Raw genomic sequence first — 16,631 nt, forward strand, 5'->3', positions numbered from 1 at the left:
CGAGCGAGCCAGCGGCACGAGGAGTGCGGCAAGGAACGCCCTGTCCTCAGGTCGCAGTTGCAGGCGTCGGTCGCCGAGTTGCCGTTGCAGCACGGCGAGTTGGTGGCGTAAGGCCAGGATCTCAACATCCTTCTCACGGTCGGTCATCGGCAACAGCCGCAGCACGGCGAAGGCATGGGCGACAGCGAGGTAGGCGAAGCGGACCAGCACAAGACATGATCATGTCGGACGGTGAGCGGTCATGTGCCGAAAGCTGTTGACCTGCATGGACGTATTTCTCGGCACGTACAACGCTCCTGGAGAAGCACTCGCGCTGGAGTGGCCGGAGGACGTCTCCGCGGCGTGGCAACGTGTCCGCGACAGCGCCCAGGCCGTCGCTGCCGCCGTGGTGCAGGGCATGGCGTAGCCGAAAACTACGGCCGGGACTACTCCCGAAGCTGGTGCGCGGCCCGAGGGGCGAGCTGCTTGTACCGGCAGCTCACTCGCCGCGGCCGACACGACGAACGACACCGCGAGCCACTGCCCGTGCTTGGCTCAGTCTCCTCGCCACGCCCGGCCGCGCGTAGGTCGAGGACGAGGTTGTGGGTGGCGGCGCGATTGTGGTCGGATGACCGGCGCCGAGTACTTTCGTGCGGAATTGTATCAGGCGGATTTGGTTGACCGGCGATGGTTTTGGATTGGCCGCAGCACCAGGAGCACATCCAGGTTCTCTGGGATGGCCGGGGATTCGGGATCAGCCGCGAAAACCGTGTACAGCTACCTGCGGACCGCAAGCGCCGCAGTGGGTGTGTCGGCGGTGAGGTGGTCTTGCAATCGGGCGTGGCGGAATTGGTAGACGGCCCCGGTTTGGCGTAGCACGCCCCGTTGGTAGGCGTCGGTGAGGAACGCCTGGATCCGCCAGGGCAGGCGACCGGTCAGCGGCAGCCATACCCGTACCAGAATCAGCCAGTAGATCCATGCGCTGGTAGCGCGCACACTGACGAACGCCACCACGACTGCGGCCGAGAGCCCGTTCGAGAGCCCATTCGGGAGCGCCTCGTTCATGGGCGCGAGCGAGAGCGCGATCGTGAGCCCGACCGCGAGGCCACCCGCGAGCCCGCCCGCGAGCATCTTGCGGAGAGCGTTTCGCCGGTCCCGGGCCAGGGACTCCGCGGCACTGACCACCTCAGCCGCATCGACGGGCGCCTCAAGCCCGAAGGCGAGCGCGGCCGCGAATCCGCCTACGAGCCCGCCTACGAGCCCGCCCACGAGCCCACCCGCGAGCCCACTCGCCACGGGCTCAAACGAGGGCTCGACCCCGAGCCCGAAGGCGAGCGCAGCCACGAACACGACTGCGAACCCGCCCACGAACCTGCCAGTAATGAATCGGGCGCGGCCGCGGATCTGAAGGTGTGTCCGGGTCGGCTGAGGCCCTGCGCTGCGCAGTCCGATGAACCCAGCCGCGACCGCAGCCACGAACCCGACGGCGACGGCGTTCACGAACTCGTCCACGAGCGCGGCCCTGAGGTACTCGCTCCCGAGCCCGCTCCCGAGCCCGCTCCCGAGCCCGACCACGAGCCCGTCTGCGAGCCCGTCCACGAGCCCGCCTATGAACGTGTACCCGACCGCGACCCCGGCCAGGAGACTGCCCGTTAAGAACCCTTGCGTCAACCGGTTCGTGATCGTGAATCCGAGCCCGACCACGAGCCCGACCACGAGCCCGATGGTGAGCTTGCTGGACAGGAATCGCGGTGTGCCACGCAGACGTGGGCTGCGCAGCCTTTGGGTGAGCCCGACTGTCAACGCGACCGTGAGCCCGCTTGCCAGCGCAGCCGCGAGCCCGACCCAGAGCCCGACCTTGAGCCCGTACAGGAGCCCGTCCGAGAGCATGTACGCGAGCCCGTCCGAGATCCCGGCCGCGAGCCCGTCCGCTCTCCTCCTGTCCGCGAGCCCAAGCGGGAACCCGGCCGAGATCCCGGCCGCGAGCCCGATCGCGAGCCCGCTCAGGAGTCCGTCTACGAGGGCGAGGACGAGGGTGCGCTGCCATCGGGGGATGGTGTCGCGCAGTTGCCACCAGGCCAGATCGCGAGTGCCCGCTTTCTGGAGGTGGTGGGCGAGGTAGGTCAGGTACCGGCGAGCGCGGTCGGCTGGCCACCGTCGTCGGGTGCCCTCGGGTGGGTCGACCTGGTAGACGGCCGGGACGAACTCGGCCAGCAGATACGCCTCCAGCGCCGTCTCCGTGGGAAACCGGTGGCTGTCCAGCAGTTCCGTAGGGTCATGTCCCGGCGTGTCGCTGTAACGGGTGCGAGCCAAAAACACCATCAACGGGTTGGCCAGCACCCTGCGCAACGTGGCCGGTCCCGGGGCGTGCGGCTCGTCGCGCATCCGCTGCAAGACCGGCTCCCACATCCCCCTGCGGTACCCGGCCGCGGTCCGGGGCAGATAAGCGGCCAGGTCCTCCAGGGTCAGGTCATCGAATTCCACGACGACGGCCGCCGTCAGCACATCCGCATCCTGCATTGCGGTGGTGTACTCCTTGACCCGGCTGGTGATCACCACCGGGGTGTTCGGGGTGGTGTTGAGCCGGCGCAGAGCGGCCTGATGCAACCCGGCATCGAATTCGTCGAAGCCGTCCAGAATGGGCAGATTCCGGTCGGCTGCGATCAGTGCGGCGGCCCGACTCGGTCCGCCCTTCTGGGCAGGGGCGGCCAGGCCGGGATGGTCCCGGGTGAGTTGCTCAGTCAGCCACACGTTTAACGCTGTGGTCTTGGGGTTCCAGGAACTGGTACTGACAATGACCGGCACTCGCTCACCGGGCTGGCGAGCGGCCAGCAGATCTAACGCCAGGCGAGCGGCCAATACGGTTTTCCCCGCACCCGCCGGACCGAGCAGGACCAGCCGACCGGACGGGATGCTTCGGTAGCTATCCGCGAGTTGCTCCATGCGCCCGGTCAGGGTCAGGGGTTCGGCGGTGGCACCGGCTGGCAGGCGGCGGATGTTGGCCCAGTGATCGGTCAGCGTGGCGGTGGCCGGGTGCCAACGAACCGGCAACGCGACCGGGTCATGGATTCGGCGGTGGTCGTCTTCCCGTTGCCATAGTTTCTGTACACCCTGGGCAAGGCCCTCGGACCACTCGTCCACCTCAGACCTGGTGGGAGTTTCGGCGTTGAAGACGACATCTCCAGCGATCGTGCCCGCCTGGATCACCGGACCGTGGACCTCGCCGTTGATTTCGTTGCGCGCAGCTGCTGGCGAGTGCTTCGACACAACCTCGCCGTCCTCGCCCATCGCACCATGATCGCAAAAACCAAACCACGCGGGCACGCATGGCCGAACTTTTCCGCACTCGCGCTGGGAACACCAGGTCGCCCGTGCCGGCGCCTCTGGCTCAGCGCGTGTACCTCGACAAAAGGATATGACGGACTCGCCAGAACAGAGCTGGCGGCACGATGCTGCCCGTGACCACCTCCTGGTCCTGAACGAGTTCCATGCCCAGCGTGTGCTTTCCGCCTACCAGCGGCACTACAACGGGCACCGGCCCCACCAGGCCCGCAACCAGCTACCGCCCGACGCTCACGACCACCCCGCTCCCGTGCATGACCTCGACGCCCGCCGGGTCCCGCGCATCAGAGTCCTCGGCGGCGTGGTCAACGAGTACCGCTACGCGGCCTGACGTGCGGCGATGACTTTTCGAGCGGCACACGATCTGCTGGGGTGAACCGCGCCCTCTCTTGACCGAGTTGACGCTTTAGCACCGTGATCGGATGGCGCAGGTCGAGGATTTCGACGTCCTTGTCCCGGTCACGCATCGGGAGCAGGCGCAGCATGGAGATCGCATTCGTTAGGCCCTGTGGGGCTCCAGAAGTCGGCCGCCGACTCTGACCAGCAGCTTTACGCTGCAGCTCGTACTCGTTGATCAGGCCGCCGAGCACCGGTCGACGCTTGATCCGCTCGTGGCTGAGGTTCGCGACGGGGTGGCTGGGTCGTGGTGGGTGGAGTTCGCGGGCGCGGTGCGGTCGGCGGCCGTTGTAGTGTCGGATGTACTCCGTGAGCGCCGTACGCAGGTGCCGTTCACCGAAGATCAACAGGCGGTCGGTGAGTTCGGCTCGGACAGTGCGCACGAACCGTTCGGCGAAGCAGTTCGCCTGTGGGCAGCGCGGGGAGTCTTGACTACGCGGATGTCCACATCGGCGAGGAGCGCATCGAACGACGTAGTGAACTGGCCGGCCCGGTCCCGTATGAGGAATCGGAATTCGGTGACGTCATCGCCGAGGTCCATTAGCAGGTTGCGGACCTGTTGAGTGGTCCACGCCCCGTCTGGGTTTGTCGTCGCGCCCAGCAGGTACACGTACCGGCTGCCGACTTCCAGCACGAAGAACACGTAGACTCGCTTGAGGGTGACCGCGCAGTCCACGTGGAAGAAGTCGCATGCCAGCATGGACGAGGCCTGCATGCGCAGGAACTGCCGCCAGGTCGTATCCGTGCACCGGAGTGGCGCCAGTGGGATGCGCACTCGTTTGAGAACACGGCGGATCGTCGAGGCACCCACTCTATAGCCGAGCTTGAGCAGTTCACCCTGGATCCTCTTGTATCCCCAGGTGGGGTTCTCCTTGGCCATGCGCTCGATCAGCACTGCGATGGCGTCATCGAGGGGCGGGCGCCCGGTCCGGTTCGGGTACGTTCACTTCCTGGTCGCCAGGCGACGATGCCAGCGCAGGACCGTGCCCGGGGTGATCAATCGATGGGCCCGCAGCGCTTTCGGCAGCAGCCGGATCAGCGCGGCGAAGACGGCCCGGTCGGCCCAGTTCATCCGGGGTTTCGGGTTGGTTCTGCGTAGTACGGCCACTTCGTGGCGAAGTACCAGGAGTTCGACGTCCTTGGACGCCGACGAACGGCCGAGCAGCCACAGCCAGCCCACAATCCGCACGAAGATCAGGTAAAGCAGACGTAGTGACATGGCCCGCGATCATGCCCTGTCTGCTGGGGACACCGAAATATGCAGCTCGCAGCCCATGAACCGACTTATGGAACCCCACAGGGGTTTTCGGCACGCTCAGCCTTAGACCTGGAGAACGGCACCGGATACTGCTCGGAGAGCACCGACAGCACCAAAGCGCTCACACTGCAGGCGGTGACCGACACCGGCGTGGCCTACGGCAACTCCGACTGGGAGGGGGATGACATCGTGACCGCCGAGGTCGAGATTGCCACCGGCAAGGCCAAGGCAATCGAAAGATCCCTCGTCCCCCTGGCCGACCGGGGCGGTTTCGGGGTTTTCTTCGTAGGTTTCGCGAACCAACTGGTGTTCTACCCGCACGCCTGACGTTGCACTCCGGTCCGGCCGCGGACGTACCGCAGGGCTGGTTGGAGCACCGGATACCGGAACGCCCACCAGACCTCACCGGCGCCTATGACCGGGGCCAAAAGCCTGGTGACCTTGGCGAGGGCGTCCGGGAAAGGGGCGGAAATAACGGCGGCCTTTCCCGGCCTTCTTGTGTCGGGACTTCACCATCAGCAGGAACAAAGACGATCATACGCGACGCGCGGGAATATACCGCGAGTTTGGCTGATTCCGTCGTGGTGTGGAACCGACCATCGTCCCAGCGCATCAGATAAGGCGATGCTGCGAACGAGATATGAGGTCTCCAGCGATGAACCCTCCACGAACATCGGAGCCGGGGCGCTATCACGCGTTCATCTCCTATAGCCACCACGGCGACAAGACGTTCGCGCCCGCGTTCCAGCAGCGGCTTGAGGCGTTCGCCCGGCACGGGCGGGAAATGCGCGCGCTACGCGTGTTCCGCGACGACGCCAACATGTCGGCGAACCCAGATCTGTGGGGCGGCATCCAAGACGCATTGGCCTCGTCGGACTGGCTCATCCTGTTCGCCTCGCCGGATGCGGCGGAATCGCCGTGGGTCGGCAAGGAAATCAAGTGGTGGCTGGAAAACCGGTCTCCCGAGAGGATTCTGATCGGCGTCACCAGCGGACACCTGGCATGGGATGTCGGCACCGGTGATTTCCACGCCGACAGCACCGCCGTACACCAGGCACTGCGTGGCGCGTTGCGCGCCGAACCGCGGTGGATCGACCTGCGGGGCGTGCGCGCACTCCCCCAACTCGACCTGCACGATCCCCGAGTGCAGGAAGCGCTCGCCGAATTCTCCGCGCCGCTGCGCGGCGTGGACAAGGACGAGGTGATCGGCGAGCATCATCGCCGACGACAGCGTGAGCGACGCCGTGCCCGGAACGTGATCGTGCTGTTGTCCGTGCTGCTGTTGATCGCCGTCGGCGCGGGAGTCGTCGCGTTCGTGCAGGGGCAACTCGCCGCTGAGCAAGCCCGGACGGCGTCCGCGCGGCTGTTGGCCTCCACCGCGGTCAGCGAGGCACCGGTCAACGCGACAAGAGCCGCCCTGCTCGCCGCCGAGGGCTATCGGCTCAACCCCGATTCGCAAACCAGATCCGCCCTCTTCCAAGTGCTCAACGGCAATCCGGACCTGGTCCGCCAACGCACGCTTGCCGCGCCCGTCACGTCCCTCGTCGCTTCCGCGAGCGGAGTCGTGTACGCCGGCACCACCGATGGCCGGCTGATTCGATGGGATCCGAGCAGCAACGCGACCACCGAAACGCGGCTGGGCGAAAGCCCGATCACCGACATCGCGACCGACGACGACGGCTCGGTCGTCGCGGCCGACGATGGTCGAGGCGCGGTGCTCTGGCGCCCCGGCACGGAACCGAAGAAGCTGGACCATCCCACCCCCGGACCGGTCGCGGTCTCGCCGGACGGGGCGACGGTCGTCGTGCTCACCGACCCCTTCAGCGATGTTCAACGGCTCGACGTCTTCGAGGCGTCGACCGGACAGCGCACAACGCAGGTCGAATCCGATCACGCGTGGGACAAGGTGGGCTTTCCCGACCCGCACACGATCGCGCTGGTGAGTGAAGCGGGCAGCTGGCAGCGATTGCGCCTACCCGACCTCCAGGTCATCCACCGACAGGACGAGGGGGTGTTTCCGCGGACTTGGGGTGAGCCCCGCGCGACGTCCGAAGACGGTTCATTCACCGGCTACGTGGGCTACGGCAGCGGGGACGTCATTTCGACGATCGATCCGCCGGACACCGCGACCGGCTTCGAGTTCGGCAGCGGGTTCAGTCCAGCCGCGCTGGCGATACGCGGTGACGGCAAGAAAGTCGCCGCCAGCGGCGGCGGGCGGCTGTTCCTCGCCGACACCATCGCCACCCCCGAAGGCGGCGCCAGCCTCGAGTTGACGGGCACCGGCGACGCCGAGCAACTGGCGTTCATCGGTGAATCCAACCGGCTCGTCTCCGCCAGGGGCACGACCCTGTCGCTGTGGGATCCGGACCAGCTGTCCAGGATGCGACTGGATGCCGGAAACCTGACGGTGCCCGACACGCCGCGTTCGAGCAAACAGACCCGCATGGCCGTCTCACCCGACGGCCGCCGCGCGCTGATCGTGGGCGGCAGAGGGGACATCGTGCTGCACGATTTGCGCGGTGGCCCAGAGGCATCGGTGACCGTGACCCCGCCTCCGGCTTTTCCGGACCCGGTGCGGGGATCGAGTACCTTCTTCCCGGACTGGATACCGGATGGCACGCCGGTACTGATCGAAAACCTCGGCTCCGCTCTCTACGCGGTCCGGGGCAACCACACCGAGTTGCTCGTCGAAGGGCAAGGCGCATACGACGTCGCCGCACGATTGACCGCCAACGGCGAACGACTGACCTCGGTCAGCGAACACGGCAGCATGGGCAACCTGCGGCTCAGCGACAAGCTCTACCTCGACAAGGTTTACGGCAACGTCGTCCAGGAATACGACCCTGAGGAGGTCCGGGTAGCCGCGATCAGCCCCGGGGGACGGTACGCCGCCTGGATCACCCCGGATGAAGACTGGAGCGGTCAACTCACCGTCGCCGACAGCGAGCAAAGGCGGACGGTCACCGTCCCAGGCCAAGCCGACTCGGTCGACTTCGCCGGTGATCGGCTGCTCGTCGGCCGCCCTGATGGATCACTGGAGGTCCGGGATCTTCCCGGCACCCAGCTGATGCGGACGATTCCCGGCGACACCGAATTCGCCATTCCGATGGCGTGGGTGCCGGGCACGCCGTTCGTCGGCCGATTGCGCAATGACGGCACCGTGGTCGTGGTGGATATCGACACCGGCGCGACGCTCGGGGAACTCGATGTTCCAGTGGGCAGCACGTTCGCCAATGACCGCTGGTACGCCACCGCTCTCGTCGGCGTCGGGGAGACCGGGGAACTGATCGCGGCCTCGCCGAACAGCACGGTGGCCCGGTGGGCGATCAACGATCGGGCGTTGCTGGATCTGGCGTGCCGATTCGCCGGCCGGGACCTGGATGCCTCGGAATGGCGTGAGGTGGTCGGCATTGACCCGCCCGGCGATCTACGCTGCCATCGTTAGCTGATCAGGCGCAGGCGGAAGGCGCGCCACGCGTTGGGCGCAATCCGTGGCGGCGTTGACGGCGCCGAACGCGCCCAACTCATGCTGTGGTTCCCGTGCCTGCGGGGCGCTCCAGAAACAAGTAATGGCTGATCAGGGGCCTTGCCCCCGGATGTTGGACACGGGGTTATGCGACTTCGGGCAGCGTAGCCGATGACGGGATCAGACTGTCCTCGTAGGCGATCGGGGATCGCTGACCGAGATAGGAATGACGACGGCGGGTGTTGTAGCGGTGCAGCCTGTGGGGCTCGAATATTGGGTTTTGGGGCAATCTGGGTGGTGGGCGGCCTCAAGAGGCGATTTCGTACTCGCTGGTGAGCCCGGCGAGGATGGGCCTGCGGCGAACCTTGTAGTCGGCGAGGTCGATCGGTTCGGGTGGCCGGGTTTGGGCTTGCGCTGGCGTGAGTTGTGCCAGGGTTCGGTGCGGACGTGCGGCATTGAAGTGCCGCGCGTACAGGGTGAGGATGTGGCGAAGGTGTCGTTGGTTGACGATCAGGAGCATGTCGAGCAGTTCGCGGCGTAGGGTTCCGATCATTCGTTCGCAGATCGCGTTCGCCTGCGGGGCTTGGGGCGTTGCACTTGCCGAAAACCGCATCCGTGCAGGTCACGCTGCGCGGTGGTACTCGTGGAGGATGCCACCCAGTCGATCGCGTCGGCGTATGTTGAGGGGCTCGATCTGCTCTGGATCCGTGACCGGCGTGGGCAATGGATGTAACGGGCGGGCATTCGCGATGCCCTGGTGGGGCCGGTGGGAGTTGTAGAACTGTTCGAACTCGCGCAGGGCATGGAGTAGGTGCCGCTGGTGCCAGATCAAGGTGCGGTCCAGCAGTTCGCGTCGGCAGGTCTGGACCCACCTTTCCATGATTGAGTTCATTCTCGGTATCTGGATGCCGCTGAGCACGACCTCGATCCCGGTATCCGACAGGACCGTATCGAACAGGGCGGGGAACTTGCCGTCCCGATCCCGGATTAGGAACCGTGCCCGGCAGCCGGTGTCCTCGAGGTCCATGGCGAGGTTCTTTGCGGTTTGGGCGACCCACGTGGCTGTCGGGTGCGCGGTCGCGCCCAGGATCCGGATTCGGCGACTGCCGTGCTCGATGACCGTGAGCACGTACATCCTTGCCCCGGACAGGGTGACCGTCTCGAAGAAGTCGCACGCCAGCAAGGCATCGGCCTGAGAACGCAGGAAGTCCGCCCATGTGCTGGAGTTCCGTTCGGATGCCGGGTCGATCCCGGCCGACTGCAAGATCTCCCAGACGGTGGACGCGGCCACTTTCACTCCCAGGACGAGCAATTCGCCGTGAAGTCGCCGGTATCCCCAGCTGGGGTTCTCCTTGGCCAGGCGCAGCACCAAAGCCCGGACGGAGCGGACGGTGCGTGGCCGGCCAGGCTGCTTCGGTTTGGAAACGGTCGCATGGCGCCGTGCGACCAGGTCGCGGTGCCAGCGCAGCATCGTGTCCGGGTGCACCAGCAGCAACCGCAACCTGGGCAGTAGATTCCGTGGTAGCCGGTGCAGTAGCGCCGCGAGGAACGCCCGATCGCTTGGATCGAAACGCACCCTTTTCTTACCGAGTTGGCGCTCCAGCACCGTGATCTGATGGCGCAAGGCGAGGATCTCGACGTCCTTGTCCCGGTCACTCATGGGCAGCAGGCGCAGCATGGCGAACGTATTCGTCACACCCAGGTAGGCCAGTCGCAACAGCACAGTCGATCATCATGCCGTGGCGTTCGAGGAGCGAGAGCGCTTACTTGACCGACTGCGGTCGATCCACCCGTTTGCCATACCCGCCCCGGCTCAGCTGGGCGGATGAGGTTATCGGCAAGGGCAGGGCTCCAAACTCTACGTGATCAATGACTCTCCCCGGTCACATGGAGAGGTCGGCCAGCACCGCTCGGTGGTCGGATCCGTGCGTGCGAATGACTTCGGTGGACGTGGGCCGCAGTCCGCGTTGGAGGATGTGATCCAGCCGTACCAGCGGAAACCTCGTAGGCCAGGTGAAGCCGAAACCGGAGTCTGTGTCCTGCTGGACGGGGCGGATCTTCGGCGGCAGCAGGCGCATCGCTCGGTCGTCGGTCGCTGTGTTGAAGTCGCCCATCACGATCGTGCGGGGCGAGTCGTCGGCGCGGAGGGCGTCGGCGAGGTGGGACAGGGCCCGGTTGCGTTGGTTGATGGAGTCGGGGCGCAGGGACGGCAGGTGAACGAGGTAGACCTCGATCCGGCCGTGGGGCGTGTGGACCTGGGCGCGCATCGCGCGGGTCCAGTCCAGGCCGAGGTCGACCGGTTGGACATCGTCGATCGGGTAGCGGCTCCAGATGCCGACGGTGCCGAGGGTCGCGTGGTGCGGGTGGTCGTTGCCCAGGGCCGTCTGGAGGGCCGTGCGCGCTCGGGCGGTCAGTTCCTGCACTCCGATGACGTCCGCGCCGGTCGCGGCCAGGTCGGCTGCGGTCGAGGCGGGGTCGTCGTTGTTCGCGTACAGGTTCTGGCTGACGACCCGCAGGTCGCTGTTGGCGGCCGAGGCGTGCGGGAGCAGGTTCACTCCGAACAGCACGCACCACGCCAGGACGGGGGCCAGGATCGCGACCGTGGTCCGCGCTCGTAGGCCCAGTCCTACGACGAGCAGGAGCGGGATTGCCAGGCCGAGCCACGGTGCGCCGCTGTCGAGCAGCGTTCCCACTCCAGCGACGTCCGGGATCAGGGTGTGTCCGGCGATGAGCAGCGCCAGCACTCCGGCTGCGGCGAGGACCACCACGTCACGCACGCGACGCATCGGCTTCTCCTATCTCACAGTCCGGTCGGGCAGATCCGTTGCGGATTGCCGCCCTTGACCGATGCGTCCACGCATCCCGCGGGCAGGCCGTCGTGCGTCTGCGCGGAGAAGTTGGCGGTGACGGTGAGAGTGCCGTTGCCGAACGAGGTCCGCTGCACCAGATGGTCGGGGGTGAGCCAGCGGAAGTCGGTCATCGGCTCGGTGGCCGCGGCCTCGTGCAGCGGCTCGAAGTACCGCTGCAGTTCGGCGATCTGCTTGCCATGGCTGTCCAGTTCGGACTTGTCGAGGACCAGATTCAGCGGCGTGTTGTACAGCATCGCCAGCATGGCCCGGTCCCTGCTCTGGTCCGGCAGCTTCGACCACGAAAGCTCCCAGCGGTCGGTGCTGATGACCGAGTCGTGCAGCACCGTCTGGTACAGCGGCACCCGGAACTGCGGGGCGAACATGGCCTTGGCCAGGTCCGCGGGCAGGCGCACCGGTTTGAAGAAGAACGCCGGCGCTCCCTGCGGGGCGTAGCCACCCCAGGTCTGCCGGTCCCTCTCCAGTTTCCACAGACCGTCACCGACCGGGGTTTGCGAGCCGTGGCTGTAGGCGAGGACGCGGTTGGCCCACGCACCGGAGTTCTCCGAGCCCAGCACGAGGTTCCGGTCGCCGGAGAGCCATCCCATGCGGTCGAGGCGGTTCTTGCGGTCCTCGGCCTTGTTCATGGGGTGCTGCGGGCTGTGGTCGGTGTGCAGCTCGCCGGCCGCGTCGACGTCGAGGAAGTAGCTGGTCGCGCCGTTGGCGGTCATCTCGCGGGTGCGGTTGGCCAGGTACTGCTCGGTCGGCTCGGCGCGAGCGAACGCCTCGGAGCTCAGGTAGCAGCCGCGGCCGCCGAAACCGGTCATGACCTCGCCCTGGGCGTCGCGGACGCAGGCGTCCTGCCAGACCGGGGCAGGCCAGCGCGACGACGGGTTGTCGGCGTTCGCCGGGTCCTGGGCGTTGGCCCACGAGTCGTAGGGGCCGACGAGGTAACCGGCCTTCTTGGCCGCGTCCACGGCCTGCTTGGTCATCGGCTGCTCGTCGGCGTCGTAGCCGAGCCACATTCGGTCCAGGCCGAGCTGCCGCATCTGCTCAATGCCCTCAGGGGTGCGGGCCTGCCCCCAGGTGTAGGCGTGGAAGGCACCGACGAGCTTGCCGACCTCGGGGTTGCGGGCGATCTTGGCGCGCAGCGGCTCGATGCCACCGTGGTGCTGCAACCAGTCGCGGTAGTCGCGAGCGGCGGCCACCGGCGAGCCGTCGGTGAGCGCGAACGACACCGTGTAGTCCATGGTGGACTCCTTCGGCGCGAACTCGTGCACCGCCTCGGTGTGCAGCCGCCCCTGCTCGGAGACGAAGCGCAGCGACGTGCCGACGTCGGACTCGGCGATGTAGCTGGACCCGTGCCCGGCTTGACCGGTGCCCCAGAACGGCATCGTCAGCCCGTCGACCATGCCGAGCTCCGTTCCAGCCAGCCCGGCGGCGTCGGAGTTCCACCACGAATCGGCCACCGGAACGGACAAGCCTTCCCCGCGCGGGAACTGCACCTCCCGCACGGACCGGTCGGTGCCGGTCACCGGCCAGATCATCGAGCCCTGCTTGTCGGCGTGCACGGTCATCTCCAACCGCCCGCCCTCCGTGGCGGCCGTCACGGTGAGCCCCTTGGTCTGGTAGCGCCAAGTCGCCTTTCCATCACCGGTGGTCACCGAACTCGGGGCGCCCAGTGCGTCGGCCGCCGGAGCGGACAGCTGCCAGTTCGCACCGTCGTCAGCCTCGGCACGGACACCCAGCGATGTGGCGTCCACCACAGCCTTGCCGCCCTTGACCGGGACGACGACCTGGTTGCCATTCACCTCGATCTCCGGCTGATCGGCCGCAGTGGCGGTGGTGCACGCGGTCGCCGCCGCGCACAGCACGCCCAGCAGCCCGGCCAGGCGGATTGCGTTGTCTCGTTTCACGCACATCAGAGTCGTCAGCCCGGATGAGAGTTTGGTGAGAGTCGCCGAGTAGCATCCGGGCGCTGTGCGTGTGCTGGTGGTCGAAGACGAATCCGTTGTGCGTGAGGCCGTGGTTCGGGGTCTGGAATCCGAGGGCTACGACACCCGGTCCGCTGGTGACGGCGCGAAGGCGTTGACCCAGATCGCTCAGTGGCTACCGGACGTGATCGTGCTCGACCTGCTGATGCCGTTCATGGACGGCCTGACGCTGTGCAGGCGGCTGCGCTCCGCAGGTGACCGGACCCCGATCCTGGTGCTCACCGCCCGGGACGCGGTCGCCGACCGCATCGCCGGGCTCGACGCCGGAGCCGACGACTACCTCGTCAAGCCATTCGATCTCGACGAACTCCTCGCACGAGTGCGGGCACTGCTGCGGCGCAGCTACCCGGAGGACGACGCGGTGCTGCGCTTCGCCGATCTGAGCATGGACACGGCGGCCTACCGCGTGCTGCGCGGCGACCGCGTGGTAGAGCTCAGCCGCACGGAGTTCGCGCTGCTGGAGGTTCTGCTGCGCAACGCCGAGCAGGCTTTGCCGCGGGAGACGATCACGGAACGGGTGTGGGGCAGGGACTTCGGACCGGTGTCGAACTCGCTGCAGGTCTACGTCCGCTACCTGCGGCGCAAGCTGGAAGGCGGGGGCGAGCCTCGGCTGGTCCACACGGTGCGCGGCATCGGCTATCGGCTCGGTGCGCCGTGAGGCGCCCGCTGCGGCTGCGGATCGCGCTGGCCACGGCGGTCTCGGTGGCAGTTGCGGTGGTCGGCATGGCGCTGGCCGGGTACGCGATCGTGGCCCACGAGCTGGACCGGGCGCTGAACCTGGGGTTGACCCGCGAGGTGAACCGGCTGGTTCGGCAGGAACAGACATCGTCAGGTGAATGGACGCCGTCCGGGCCGTGCGTGTTCCTCGCCGCGCCGGCGTGCGTGCAGAAGGTCGCCGCGAACGGTCACGTCGACGGTGACGGCGAACTTCCGGTGGACCGGCACACGCTCGACGTCGCGGCTGGGCGCGCGGACGCCTACTTCAGCGACATCACGCTGGAGGGCCATCAGGTGCGAATGGTCACCGCTCCCTTGGTGCCCGGCACCGCGATCGAGGTGGCGGTGCGGTCGGACCGCGTCGACGAAAGCCTGCGGCGGATCAGCCTGGCGCTGATCGCCACCGGAGCGGTCGGGATCGGGTTGGCCGCCGTGGCGGGTTTCGCCGTGGCGCGCACCGGGCTCGCGCCCGTGGCCGCCCTCACCAGGACCGCGGAGCGGGTCGCCCGCACCCGCGATCCCGAGCACCGCATAGAGGTGCGCGGTGACGACGAAATCGGCCGTCTGGCAACGAGTTTCAACACCATGCTTGGTGAACTGCAGAAGGCGCTGGGTGCGTTGCGGGGGTCGTTGGACACGCAGCGCCGCCTCGTCGCCGACGCCTCGCACGAGCTGCGGACGCCGTTGACCGGGCTGCGCACCAACATCGACCTGCTCGCGCGCGGCGACCGGCTCGACCCGCAGCAGCGGGAGGCGACGATCGAGGCACTGCGTGCCCAGACCGGCGAGCTGACCGGGCTGGTCACCGACCTGATCGACCTCGCACGTGGCGACGAGGCGGTCCCGGAGGAGACCGAGGACGTGCGGCTGGATCGGCTCGTCGAGCAGTGCGCGGACAGCGCCCGGAAACGCCGCCCGGACCTGCCATTCGACACCGACCTCGAACCCACCGTGATCGACGGGGTGCCCCGCACGCTCGCCCGCGCTATCACGAACCTGATGGACAACGCGGCGAAGTTCAGCCCCTCTGGCGGTGCGGTCGAAGTGCGCCTGCGGGACCGCGAACTGACGGTCCGCGACCACGGCCCGGGCATCGCCGCAGCGGACCTGGACCGGGTCTTCGACCGCTTCTACCGCGCCCCGGACACGCGCGGCCTGCCTGGATCCGGCCTGGGGCTGGCAATCGTGCTGCAGGTCGCCACCGCCCACGGAGCCGAAGTGACCGCCGAAGCTGCGCCCGGCGGTGGGGCGCTGTTCCGGCTCCGTTTCCCGCCGGAGTGACTCGGGGATCGCCTGCTGCTTTCGAGCGCCCAGCAGACTGGAGGTGGCCTGTGCAGGTGATCTTTGGTCGACTTCCTGGCGACGGGAAGGCGCGACAACTCCTGCCGGTGATTTGCTCGTACAGCAAGGAGAACTTCGTTGACCACGAGGTGACAGACCGGAGCTCGGTGCCGAATTTCATCGAGGACGACTGGCACCTCGACCAGACCGGCGACGAGTCCTTCGACACCAAGGCGGGCCGGTTGGACGGGATGTTCGACTTCGGCAGGCGTGCGTCGCCTTGACTGGTGTGCCGTCCCATTTAGAGGTCTTAACAGAATGATCTAGAGGGTGTGGTTTGATTTTGCTGCTCGTTGATCGTCTGGTGGGAGGTTGGTGTGGCGCAGCGCAGGCCGTGGGAGGTCGACGATGGCCTGTGGGAGCGCATCGAGCCGTTGTTACCCGTGGTCGAGCGGCGGTTTCGGAACCCGGGCCGCAAGTGGCTGGACGACCGCAAGGCGTTGTGCGGGATCTTGTTCGTGCTGTACACGGGAATGCCGTGGGAGTTCCTGCCGCAGGAACTCGGGTACGGCTCGGGCATGACATGCTGGCGGCGGTTGCGGGACTGGAACGAAGCAGGCGTGTGGCAGCGGCTGCACGAGACGCTGCTAGCCGAGTTGAACTCGGCTGGGTTGATCGACTGGTCCCGCGCTGCGGTCGACGACTCGCATGTGCGGGCGCTAAAAGGGGGGGCCAAAACCGGCCCCAGTCCAGTAGATCGAGCCAGAATCGGCTCGAAGCACCACGTGATCGTCGAGGGTGGCGGGATCCCGCTGGCAGTCACTCTCACCGGTGGTCAGCGGCACGACGTCACCCGGCTGATGCCGCTGATTGACGCCGTTCCGCCGGTACCGGGACGACGCGGTCGCCCACGCAGGCGCCCCAAGGTGCTCTACGCCGATCGGGCCTACGACTACGACAAGTATCGCAAGCTGGTACGCGCGAAGGGAATCCAGCCCGAGTTCGCCAGGCGCGGGACCGAGCACGGATCCGGGCTGGGCGTGTACCGATGGGTCGTCGAGAAGGCCATTGCGCTGCTGCACTGGTTCCGCCGGCTGCGCATCCGCTGGGAGATCCGAGATGACATCCATGAAGCCTTCCTCAGCATCGGCTGCAGCATCATCTGCTGGCGCAAACTCAAGAACAACTCAAACTGTTAGGACCTCTTAGAGGGCATCTGATCTAGATTTGGGTGTTAATGTTTGATTTGGGTAATTTGATTCGCCAGGTTTGGGTGGATTCACCGGCCAGGGTGCGGCTCATTATGTTAGTCATCGCCCAGTGGGCCATCGCGCGCGAACGCTGGGGCAGCG

The 16,631-nt window shown here is 67.0% G+C and carries 16 protein-coding genes and 1 pseudogene; 8 read left to right on the top strand and 9 right to left on the bottom strand.

Features of this window, described 5'->3' with window-relative positions; translation table 11 throughout:
- Nucleotides 1-210: pseudogene (locus AB0I53_RS46650) on the bottom strand (hypothetical protein); the annotation flags it as partial.
- A 31-nt stretch (nucleotides 211-241) separates the two neighbouring features.
- Here AB0I53_RS46650 and AB0I53_RS46655 point away from each other — a divergent pair.
- A complete protein-coding gene (locus AB0I53_RS46655; RefSeq protein WP_358616860.1) occupies nucleotides 242-406 on the top strand; it encodes a hypothetical protein in 165 nt (54 codons plus the stop codon).
- Between the two features lie 350 nt (nucleotides 407-756).
- On the opposite strand, the gene AB0I53_RS46660 is transcribed toward AB0I53_RS46655, so the two are convergent.
- Complete coding sequence (locus tag AB0I53_RS46660) at nucleotides 757-3,267, bottom strand: NACHT domain-containing protein (RefSeq protein WP_358616863.1); 2,511 nt, start codon at nucleotides 3,265-3,267, stop codon at nucleotides 757-759.
- A 127-nt stretch (nucleotides 3,268-3,394) separates the two neighbouring features.
- Here AB0I53_RS46660 and AB0I53_RS46665 point away from each other — a divergent pair, with 127 nt between their 5' ends.
- A complete protein-coding gene (locus AB0I53_RS46665) occupies nucleotides 3,395-3,652 on the top strand; it encodes a transposase (protein WP_358616865.1) in 258 nt (85 codons plus the stop codon).
- On the opposite strand, the gene AB0I53_RS46670 is transcribed toward AB0I53_RS46665, so the two are convergent.
- From AB0I53_RS46670 to AB0I53_RS46680, 3 genes are read right to left on the bottom strand one after another with little or no spacing between them, the layout of a single operon-like run.
- Nucleotides 3,627-4,100, bottom strand: coding sequence for a hypothetical protein (locus tag AB0I53_RS46670; protein WP_358616867.1), 474 nt, complete (start codon nucleotides 4,098-4,100; stop codon nucleotides 3,627-3,629). The two genes, AB0I53_RS46665 and AB0I53_RS46670, sit on opposite strands and share 26 nt — an antisense overlap.
- The gene (locus AB0I53_RS46675; RefSeq protein WP_358616870.1) at nucleotides 4,061-4,612 is read right to left on the bottom strand and encodes an integrase; all 552 of its coding nucleotides are present in this window, start codon (nucleotides 4,610-4,612) and stop codon (nucleotides 4,061-4,063) included. The genes AB0I53_RS46670 and AB0I53_RS46675 overlap by 40 nt, the downstream gene beginning before the upstream one ends.
- Nucleotides 4,613-4,660: 48 nt before the next feature.
- A complete protein-coding gene (locus AB0I53_RS46680; protein WP_358616873.1) occupies nucleotides 4,661-4,936 on the bottom strand; it encodes an integrase in 276 nt (91 codons plus the stop codon).
- Nucleotides 4,937-5,110: 174 nt separating this feature from the next.
- Between AB0I53_RS46680 and AB0I53_RS46685 the strand changes: the two genes are divergently transcribed.
- Entirely contained in the window at nucleotides 5,111-5,302 is a 192-nt protein-coding gene (locus tag AB0I53_RS46685; RefSeq protein WP_358616876.1) for a hypothetical protein, read from the top strand.
- A gap of 328 nt (nucleotides 5,303-5,630) precedes the next feature.
- On the top strand, nucleotides 5,631-8,420 hold the full coding sequence (locus AB0I53_RS46690) for a TIR domain-containing protein (RefSeq protein ID WP_358616878.1): 2,790 nt from the start codon (nucleotides 5,631-5,633) through the stop codon (nucleotides 8,418-8,420).
- 328 nt (nucleotides 8,421-8,748) lie between these two features.
- Here AB0I53_RS46690 and AB0I53_RS46695 read toward each other — a convergent pair whose 3' ends face one another.
- From AB0I53_RS46695 to AB0I53_RS46710, 4 genes are all read right to left on the bottom strand, one after another.
- Complete coding sequence (locus AB0I53_RS46695; protein WP_358616880.1) at nucleotides 8,749-9,054, bottom strand: integrase core domain-containing protein; 306 nt, start codon at nucleotides 9,052-9,054, stop codon at nucleotides 8,749-8,751.
- Nucleotides 9,055-9,063: 9 nt separating this feature from the next.
- The gene (locus tag AB0I53_RS46700) at nucleotides 9,064-10,164 is read right to left on the bottom strand and encodes an integrase core domain-containing protein (RefSeq protein WP_358616883.1); all 1,101 of its coding nucleotides are present in this window, start codon (nucleotides 10,162-10,164) and stop codon (nucleotides 9,064-9,066) included.
- Between the two features lie 160 nt (nucleotides 10,165-10,324).
- Entirely contained in the window at nucleotides 10,325-11,227 is a 903-nt protein-coding gene (locus tag AB0I53_RS46705) for an endonuclease/exonuclease/phosphatase family protein (protein ID WP_358616886.1), read from the bottom strand.
- Between the two features lie 14 nt (nucleotides 11,228-11,241).
- Entirely contained in the window at nucleotides 11,242-13,203 is a 1,962-nt protein-coding gene (locus AB0I53_RS46710; protein WP_358616888.1) for a glycoside hydrolase, read from the bottom strand.
- Between the two features lie 64 nt (nucleotides 13,204-13,267).
- Between AB0I53_RS46710 and AB0I53_RS46715 the strand changes: the two genes are divergently transcribed.
- The 4 genes from AB0I53_RS46715 to AB0I53_RS46730 all read left to right on the top strand — a co-directional run bounded on the left by AB0I53_RS46715 (nucleotide 13,268) and on the right by AB0I53_RS46730 (nucleotide 16,478).
- Nucleotides 13,268-13,939: a response regulator transcription factor gene (locus AB0I53_RS46715; protein WP_358616890.1), complete on the top strand. Its 672-nt coding sequence runs from the start codon at nucleotides 13,268-13,270 to the stop codon at nucleotides 13,937-13,939.
- Nucleotides 13,936-15,279, top strand: a complete 1,344-nt coding sequence (locus AB0I53_RS46720; RefSeq protein WP_358616893.1) for a HAMP domain-containing sensor histidine kinase — start codon at nucleotides 13,936-13,938, stop codon at nucleotides 15,277-15,279. Before AB0I53_RS46715 ends, AB0I53_RS46720 begins: the two co-directional genes overlap by 4 nt.
- Before the next feature lie 56 nt (nucleotides 15,280-15,335).
- Complete coding sequence (locus AB0I53_RS46725) at nucleotides 15,336-15,563, top strand: hypothetical protein (RefSeq protein WP_358616895.1); 228 nt, start codon at nucleotides 15,336-15,338, stop codon at nucleotides 15,561-15,563.
- A gap of 93 nt (nucleotides 15,564-15,656) precedes the next feature.
- Complete coding sequence (locus tag AB0I53_RS46730) at nucleotides 15,657-16,478, top strand: IS5 family transposase (RefSeq protein ID WP_358616897.1); 822 nt, start codon at nucleotides 15,657-15,659, stop codon at nucleotides 16,476-16,478.
- The last annotated feature ends 153 nt before the right edge of the window (nucleotides 16,479-16,631 follow it).

Origin of the sequence: Saccharopolyspora sp. NPDC050389, assembly GCF_040655595.1 — a bacterium.
GTDB lineage: Bacteria > Actinomycetota > Actinomycetes > Mycobacteriales > Pseudonocardiaceae > Saccharopolyspora.